Source organism: Orenia sp. (genome assembly GCF_055140805.1).
In genome coordinates this window covers 1-7,759 of sequence record NZ_JBSQYM010000165.1, presented here as the reverse complement: position 1 = coordinate 7,759, position 7,759 = coordinate 1, and the positions used below count along the sequence as shown (strand labels likewise).

Genomic DNA, 7,759 nt, shown 5'->3' with positions numbered 1-7,759 from the left:
AATGATAAATTTACTAGCCACAGGTTTCAACCTGTGGTGATGGTGATATGTTACACTACGGGTTAAAACCCGTAGCTAAAACTTAAAGTGTCGTAATATCTTTCTATTGTTTCATTCTAAAGTTGGATGACTATATAATATTAATTTGCTAAAAATAAATTTATCAGTTATAATATTTAGTAATACGAAATATTATAATAAAGAAATAAAAAGAGGTGTTTAATATATGGATGTATTAGATGAAACAAGGGATTTAGATTATCTCTTTAAAGATATCAATAAATTTATTATTTTATTTACTAAAAAAGAAGTAGTAAATTTAGGGTTAACTGTACCCCGCTTTAAAGTACTATGGCTAATCAATAAATTAGCCCCTGTAAATATGACAGCTTTAAAAGAGGAGGCTTATATCGCAAATAGTACACTAACAGTAATAGTTGATGCTTTAGTTGAGAGGAATCTAGTCAAAAGGTATAGAGATACTAATGATAGAAGGGTTGTTTTATTAGAAGTCACCAGTCAAGGTAAAGAGAAATTAAATCAGATATTGGAGTTTAGGCAGAAATTCTTACAAGAATGCTTAAATAAACTCGAACTTGATGAGCAGCATAAGTTGATTGCTTTATTGACTCCAATCTTAAATTATATGGAGGAGCATTTTGAAGTTTATGATTAAATAGAAGGGTGGATATTATGGTAGATTTAGCAGAAAATAAGACGCCAAGAGAGATTAGAAGGAGTATCTTTAATTTAGCTTGGCCAGCAGTATTAAGAATGTTTTTACAGAGTATAGTAGGAGTAATAGATGTTATTATGATAGGTAGCTTAGGTGCTACAGCTATTGCCGCTGTAGATATGAGTAATAGGTTGATTATGGTAATTATAGGGGCGATGACAGCCTTGACTATAGGTGCAACTGCCTTAGTGGCACAGTCTATTGGTGCTAAAGATAAGAAGAAATCAAATAAGATAATGGTAAATTCATTGCTTACTGGAGTCTTTTTAGCGATAATTTTAGCTATCTTAGGTGTAATATTCTCCACTGACTTCTTAAAAGCAATGATGGTATTGATGGAGGAAGTTGATAATAATGTCTTAACCCAAGGTAGTATCTATCTAAAGATTGTCTTTGCTTCGATGGTCTTTGGTCTGCCGATGATGATTATCAATGCTGTTTTACAAGGTATTGGTGATATGAAGACACCCCTTTATATTATGTTGATAACTAATGTTTGTAATACAGTCTTTAACTATTTATTAATCTTTGGAATAGGGATTTTTCCTGAATTAGGAGTAGCAGGTGCTGCTTTAGGAACGGCATTTTCTAGGGTAGTTGGAACGATTATTGGCTTTAGTATTCTAGTTAAGGGTAAGACAGATATGAAGTTAAGTTTGGATAAAGCTACTTTAAAATTAGAAAGAGATATAATCAAGGATATCTTTGATATTGGGGTTCCTGCTGCTATAGAACAGTTAGTTAGACAGAGTAGTCAGATTGTCTATACACTTTTGGTAGCTGGATTAGGGACTATCACTATTGCAGCTAATGCAATAGTGATGAATGCACAGATGGTCCCAATCATGATCGGTTTTGGTTTTTCTACAGCAGCTACCACCTTAGTTGGTCAGAGCTTAGGAGCAGATAAGCAGGATTTGGCCAAAAGGTATGGGAGAGAGACAGCTTATTTATCAATGTTATTAATGATTGTAATTTCGATTCCAATGTTTATTTGGGTAGATACCATTATTGGGTTATTTACTAGTAATCCTGATGTAGTCAGCTTGGTCAAACCAGTCTTAAAAATAATGATCTTTATCCAACCGATATTCAGTATAATGATGGTTCTTACAGGGGCATTAAGAGGAGCAGGTGATACTAAATGGACGATGTATATTGCAGTAGCAGGCAATTGGTTAACAAGGTTGATTCTAAGTTTAGTATTAGGATATTCCTTAGGGTATGGATTGTTAGGATTTTGGCTGGCGATGGGAATAGATGTCTTGGTAAGAACAGGGTTGATTATCTGGAGATATAGTTCTGATAAATGGCAGTATTCACAAAGGGTTAAAGCTGAAAGGAAGGCAGCTTAATCTAAATATTAATTAAAGCAGGTGATAATGGTGCTATCTTTAATTATAATAATTTTGATTATCCTACTTTTAGGATTCTCTAATTATCATTTAGATGATAAAGAAAAGATGGAAGATAAAGATGAGTGTATACTAATGCAAAGTAGTAACTTTGCTTATAAGGTTTATTCTTCTGATTATAGTCAAGCAGATAATAAGTGGGATTTAGCAAATTCAATTGAGATAGAATATAAAGAAGTTAATTAATTATCCAGTTATATACAATCTCCCTAAAATTACTTATTTTAATGGCATAAGTGATTTTTAGGGGGATTTTATTTTTAAATAATTTATAGCAAAAGAAGGAAAAAATCGTAATTTGTAGAATTGTAATTGAATAAATAGTAGCTATGTTCAGTTGATAGGTAAAATGTGTATTTAATAAGCAATCATCATAATTGATTAGTAATTGGTATAATTCTACACTGTATACTTTCAGCTACAAACTTATATTTTGGGGTGATGAGGGTGAGTGAAGAAGTTAAAGAAGAAGAATATAATTTTGAAGAAGATGTAGATATGGCTGTTAAGGAGATTATGGGAATTTTATTTCCAGAAGATAAGGAAGAGTTTTAGTAGTTTATATTTTTACATATTATATTGAGAGAGTTCGTAACGAACTCTCTCTTTTTTTATTCCTTTTCTCTTCTTCTTTCCTCTCTAATCTCTATAAATTTATCTCTAGCCATCTCCTTGTAGTTTTTCTTAATTTGGGGATTACGAATTAGAGTATCTAATAATGGCAATGCTTCGTCTTTTAAACCATGCTTATAAAATAAGAAGGATAATAAAAGGGTTATTTTGTTATTTCTACTATTTGATAGCTTACTATGATGCTCTTTAAAATAAAACTGACGTAAATATTCCATTGCTTTAAAAGAAGCCTCTTTAGCTAACTTCTCTTCATCTACATCCTCATAAAGCCAGCTTAACTTTAACCACAAATAAGCAAGTTTTTCATTACTAGTTCCAATTAGATTATACAATTCAATAGCTAAATAATAGGCATCAAAGACCTCATCTAGTTTCCTAGGCTGACTATAGCTTGGTTGATAATTAGCTCCTAAGATATTATGTACTTTAGTTTTAAATTCCTCTTTTATTTTCTTTTTTCTACTACTATTTAGGTCAAAAAAATCATCCTTACTGGCTGTATAAAAACAATTCTGGCAGATCCACACCTTATACCAGTCTGGCTTAAAGTTTTTGTAAATCGGTCGTAAATCATCTCTAGTCTCTTTAAGGCGCAGACGGGAATTGCGAATCTCTTTAACCTCTATCTTTTTAGAGCAGATGGGGCAGGTAATAGTTTTATCATAAAGATAATATTCAAAATCATTTCCAGCAACCTCTAAATACTTACAATGACCATCAAGATAGAAGTTAGCGCTATTTTCTATCTCTTCTTTTCTGGAAGAACTAACTAGTTTTGGGAACTCAATTACTGGTCTTTGCAGAAGTTCAATTCTAGAGCAGAGAGAAGTTATTATTTTTTCATTAAAGGTAGTCTTTTCAGTAATTAATTTTTTAAAATTAGCAGAAGAAAATTCTATTATAATACTATCTTCATAAGTAGTTGCCCTAGCAGAACGTTTTTCTACCTCTAATAATGCTAATTCTCCTAAGATATCCTCAGGACTTAGACGGGAAATCTCCTTCTCTTGCCCGTTCCTATCCTTTATAAATAGTCCAATTAGGCCTTTAATAACTAGATAGACTTTATTTGCTGGATCTCCATAATTAAAAACATTTTCTCCAGCAGGCTTTTGTTGATAATTACCATATGTAGATAGTAAAGTATATAGTGAACTCTTATTCATTAATTTATCTATCCTTTCTAATTAAATAGTAATTAAATTTCAATATTATAAATCTTATCTTATATTTAAGTCTCACTTATAGGTGTCCAAGTCTAAAGTGTAATTTAATGGATATATTGCGACACTTTAAGTTTTAGCTACGGGTTTTAACCCGTAGTGTAACATATCAACATCACCACAGGTTGAAACCTGTGGCTAGTAAATTTATCATTATAAAAAATGTCACATTATCTCTATATAACGACATATTTAAATTTATCTTTAAAGTTGGATGATCATAACTTGGTATGAGAAGTTAAGAAATCTAAATACAGTAACATCATAATATCATAAAATTACTCGATAAACCAGAGTTGCCTCTTGTTAAATTACCTTGTAAGTTAATATACTTCTATTTATTTTGACAATCTCTCATATCTATAGTAATCTAGATAGGTAATTCTAAATTTACTTAAATTTAGGTTGAATGATAATTAAACCGCCAATTAAACTGATCTTTGGACAGGAGGCTACAGAAAGAAGCAATAATATTACAAATAGATAGAGTTATAGAATTAAATTATAGAATTTGAGGAAGAGTAAAGGAACTTAAGGGGGCTGGCTAGAATAATTATGTAGATGAGGTGATACTTAGTATGATAGTAGGTTTATCTACAATAGAGTTGAGATTCCCGATGAGTCATTCTCTTAAGAATAAGCGGGGAGTACTAAAGAGTATTATCAACCGAATTAAAAATCGATTTAATGTATCTATTGCAGAAATTGCTAATCATGATGATTGGAAATTAGCTACTGTGGGAATAGTAACAATAAGCAATGATACTATCTATGTACAGCAACTATTAAATAAAGTAATAGAATATATAGAGGATAATTATTTAGATGTGCACTTATTTAACTATACTATAGAGTTTCTGTAATGAATATTAATCGATTAGTAAATACTAAGAAGTCTGGGGAAATCCCTGTCTCTATCTTAATAGTTTTAATATATGAGATATTAATAAGTATCTATAAGGAGGAATAATTATGGCTAAAGAAGCTACGATTTATCATTTATATCATAGTGGGGTGGCAATTAAGACAGCAAATCATTTTTTAATTTTTGATTATTATAACGATACTCCTCATAAAGGGAATAGAAATATTGTTAATGGTGTGATAACTAAAGATGTTCTTAAAAGGGAGGATAATATTATCGTTTTTGTCACCCATAATCATCATGATCACTTCAATCCAATTATTTTTGAATGGGAGAAGCACAACTATGATATTACTTATATTCTAAGTGAAGATGTTGAAGCAGAAGAAGAGGATAATCGTTATACTATGAGTAAGTATCAAGAGATTAATTGGGAGAATGATATCTATGTTAAGGCATATGGTAGTACAGATCAAGGACTATCCTATTATGTTGAAGTAGATGGACTTAAGATTTTCCATGCAGGGGACTTAAACTGGTGGGATTGGGAGAGATTTAGTGAAGAAGAGAGAAAGGTTGAAGAGGAAGATTATAAGAGAGAGATTGAAAAATTAACAGAAAAAGAGGTCGATTTAGCTTTTGTACCTGTTGACCCTCGCTTAGATGAGAGTTATTATTTAGCAGGGAGATACTTTGCTGAAACAATTAAGCCTCAAATGATAGTACCTATTCATTTTACCCACAAATATGATATTACTAAGAAATTTGCTCAAGAGCTTAAAGATTTACAAGTAGATGGAGCGATCATTGAACGACGTGGTGAGAAGATTAAATTTAGAAAGTATTAAAGAGAAGCTAACATATAATGTTATAATTTTTAAACCAGACGAATTTTGTCTGGTTTTTTCTTTTTAGGTAATTATTTTATTCGATTTCTTGTAAAGGTATGTACAAACTTATATAATATGTATAATATAACTAATAAAGTTATATAAAAGGAGGAAGAATTAATGAATAATGATTTACAGACTTTAAAAGATAGTTATATGCTTGGGATTTTAGCAACTAACCAAGATTCGTATCCAACACTAGGGATTCTTCAGATCCTCAGACTTATTTACACCACCAAATTGAAGATGGCTTATTTATAGGATTTTCTCAAAGTTTTAGAAATTTTGATCATGATTTATTTGATAGATTAAACTTCTCTACAAGTACAGAGGAGAAAAAAAGAATTGTAAGAGAAAAATTAGAAAATAAAATTATTGTATTTGAACCAATGTTTAAATATGAAAATGAAGAAAGAAAACACAAAAACTTAAATATTGTAGATGTAAAAGATATAGATGAAATAGAATGGATTGATAATATAAATGAATTAGAAGATATTGAATTTAAAGCTATACCAAATTTAGATTATAGTAAGAAAGAATTTGAAAATAAGTTATTTAATAATGAAAGCATACAAATAACAAATTATAATTGTGATGAGATGTTAGAGCCTGATATAGTATTAGTAGATAATATATTATATACTAATTTGGAATTAGGGTGGGAAAAGGAAAAAAGCAAAAATCATAACAGTTTAAAATATATTAAAGATACAATTGGAAGACTATACTCTCCAGATAATTTTGATAGAAATGTTATTTATAAATATAAAAATTTAAGTTTTATTTCTGATGAATATTATAGAGAATTAAATGATAATAGCGAAGAATTTGATAAAGAAAAATTAGAGGAATTGTATAATAATATAGAAGTTGAGAAGATGAGTGATAAACTATCTGTGGAAGAAAATAAAAACTACACTGAGTATAACGAACGTGAGAATCAATTTTTGAAAGCACTTTATGAAAATGCTCTAAGGAAAAAACTTTATTATGATAAAGAAGATTTATATAATCTACATACTAGTATAAAAACGAGCCCTTTAACAATTATTAGTGGCATGTCAGGTACTGGAAAAACAAGAATGGCTCAATTATATGCTGAGACACTTGGATTAAATGATGGGAAAGAGTATATTATTTTACCTATCAGCCCCTCTTATACAGAACCTGATGATGTATTGGGATACTTAAACACTATAAATGGAATATATACTCCATCAGAAACTGGGTTAGTAGATATTTTAATAGAAGCTAATAAAAATAAGAATAAAATATACATGGTTATATTTGATGAAATGAATTTAAGTCAGGTAGAACATTGGTTTTCTCCGTTTATTTCATTATTAGAATTAGATGAAAAGGATAGGAAGTTGCAATTATATAATAAAAATAGCATATGTCATAATAAATATTACCCATCATATGTTCCATTAGGTAATAATCTAATTTTCATAGGAACAGTAAATATAGATGAAACGACAAAAGATTTCTCTGATAGATTATTAGATAGAGTAAATGTAGTTAATCCTAAGAAATTAGGGTTTTATGAAATAAAAAGTAAAATTGAAAATAATCAACTACAAGAAAGTGAAGATAAGGTTAGAACATATAAAGGGTTGAGTAGTTTTGGAAATTGGAGAAAAAAAGTTGGGAATCCAATTGAATTTTTAAAAACTGAAGAATTACAATTATTGGATGAATTACATACTAAAATACATGAAGTAGATGCTCAAAAAGGTGTTTCGTTCAGAATTATTAAAAATATTGCTAAATACTTAAAAAATATCCCTATAAGGGAAGATGGAGAAATGTTTATTTCTAGAGATAATGCGTTTGATATTCAAGTTAAACAGAGAATCTTAACTAAATTAGCTGGGCATCAAGAACAATATGGAAGATTAATTGGAGAATTTAAAAATAATGAAATACAAGGTAGTGAAATTTATGAAATACTCAAATCAGATAAAGCAAAAACTGCTGTCTCTTATACACAT

The 7,759-nt window shown here is 29.6% G+C and carries 8 protein-coding genes; 7 read left to right on the top strand and 1 reads right to left on the bottom strand.

What is annotated here, in order from left to right:
• Positions 1-226 precede the first annotated feature (226 nt).
• The 3 genes from ACTCDL_RS13405 to ACTCDL_RS13395 are packed head-to-tail and all read left to right on the top strand — an operon-like array spanning position 227 to position 2,337.
• The gene (locus tag ACTCDL_RS13405) at positions 227-676 is read left to right on the top strand and encodes a MarR family winged helix-turn-helix transcriptional regulator (protein WP_463177750.1); all 450 of its coding nucleotides are present in this window, start codon (positions 227-229) and stop codon (positions 674-676) included.
• 17 nt (positions 677-693) lie between these two features.
• Positions 694-2,091, top strand: coding sequence for an MATE family efflux transporter (locus tag ACTCDL_RS13400; protein ID WP_463177746.1), 1,398 nt, complete (start codon positions 694-696; stop codon positions 2,089-2,091).
• 54 nt (positions 2,092-2,145) lie between these two features.
• Positions 2,146-2,337, top strand: a complete 192-nt coding sequence (locus ACTCDL_RS13395; RefSeq protein ID WP_463177743.1) for a hypothetical protein — start codon at positions 2,146-2,148, stop codon at positions 2,335-2,337.
• 425 nt (positions 2,338-2,762) lie between these two features.
• Here ACTCDL_RS13395 and ACTCDL_RS13390 read toward each other — a convergent pair whose 3' ends face one another.
• Positions 2,763-3,950 (bottom strand): DUF2225 domain-containing protein, encoded by a 1,188-nt coding sequence (locus tag ACTCDL_RS13390; protein WP_463177739.1) that lies wholly within the window; start codon positions 3,948-3,950, stop codon positions 2,763-2,765.
• A 635-nt stretch (positions 3,951-4,585) separates the two neighbouring features.
• Here ACTCDL_RS13390 and ACTCDL_RS13385 point away from each other — a divergent pair.
• From ACTCDL_RS13385 to ACTCDL_RS13370, 4 genes are all read left to right on the top strand, one after another.
• Positions 4,586-4,870 (top strand): DUF503 domain-containing protein, encoded by a 285-nt coding sequence (locus ACTCDL_RS13385; protein ID WP_463177733.1) that lies wholly within the window; start codon positions 4,586-4,588, stop codon positions 4,868-4,870.
• A gap of 109 nt (positions 4,871-4,979) precedes the next feature.
• Complete coding sequence (locus ACTCDL_RS13380; protein ID WP_463177728.1) at positions 4,980-5,720, top strand: MBL fold metallo-hydrolase; 741 nt, start codon at positions 4,980-4,982, stop codon at positions 5,718-5,720.
• 162 nt (positions 5,721-5,882) lie between these two features.
• Complete coding sequence (locus ACTCDL_RS13375) at positions 5,883-6,023, top strand: hypothetical protein (protein ID WP_463177725.1); 141 nt, start codon at positions 5,883-5,885, stop codon at positions 6,021-6,023.
• Positions 6,024-6,151: 128 nt separating this feature from the next.
• Positions 6,152-7,759, top strand: a 1,608-nt coding sequence (locus ACTCDL_RS13370; protein ID WP_463177723.1) for an McrB family protein, incomplete at its 3' end; no start/stop codon positions are given.

Bases quoted from the DNA above. Each gene is read 5' to 3' on its own strand.
- ACTCDL_RS13380 (WP_463177728.1), top strand. From the start codon at position 4,980: ATGGCTAAAGAAGCTACGATTTATCATTTATATCATAGTGGGGTGGCA.
- ACTCDL_RS13375 (WP_463177725.1), top strand. From the start codon at position 5,883: ATGAATAATGATTTACAGACTTTAAAAGATAGTTATATGCTTGGGATT.
- ACTCDL_RS13400 (WP_463177746.1), top strand. From the start codon at position 694: ATGGTAGATTTAGCAGAAAATAAGACGCCAAGAGAGATTAGAAGGAGT.
- ACTCDL_RS13405 (WP_463177750.1), top strand. From the start codon at position 227: ATGGATGTATTAGATGAAACAAGGGATTTAGATTATCTCTTTAAAGAT.
- ACTCDL_RS13390 (WP_463177739.1), bottom strand. From the start codon at position 3,950: ATGAATAAGAGTTCACTATATACTTTACTATCTACATATGGTAATTAT.
- ACTCDL_RS13385 (WP_463177733.1), top strand. From the start codon at position 4,586: ATGATAGTAGGTTTATCTACAATAGAGTTGAGATTCCCGATGAGTCAT.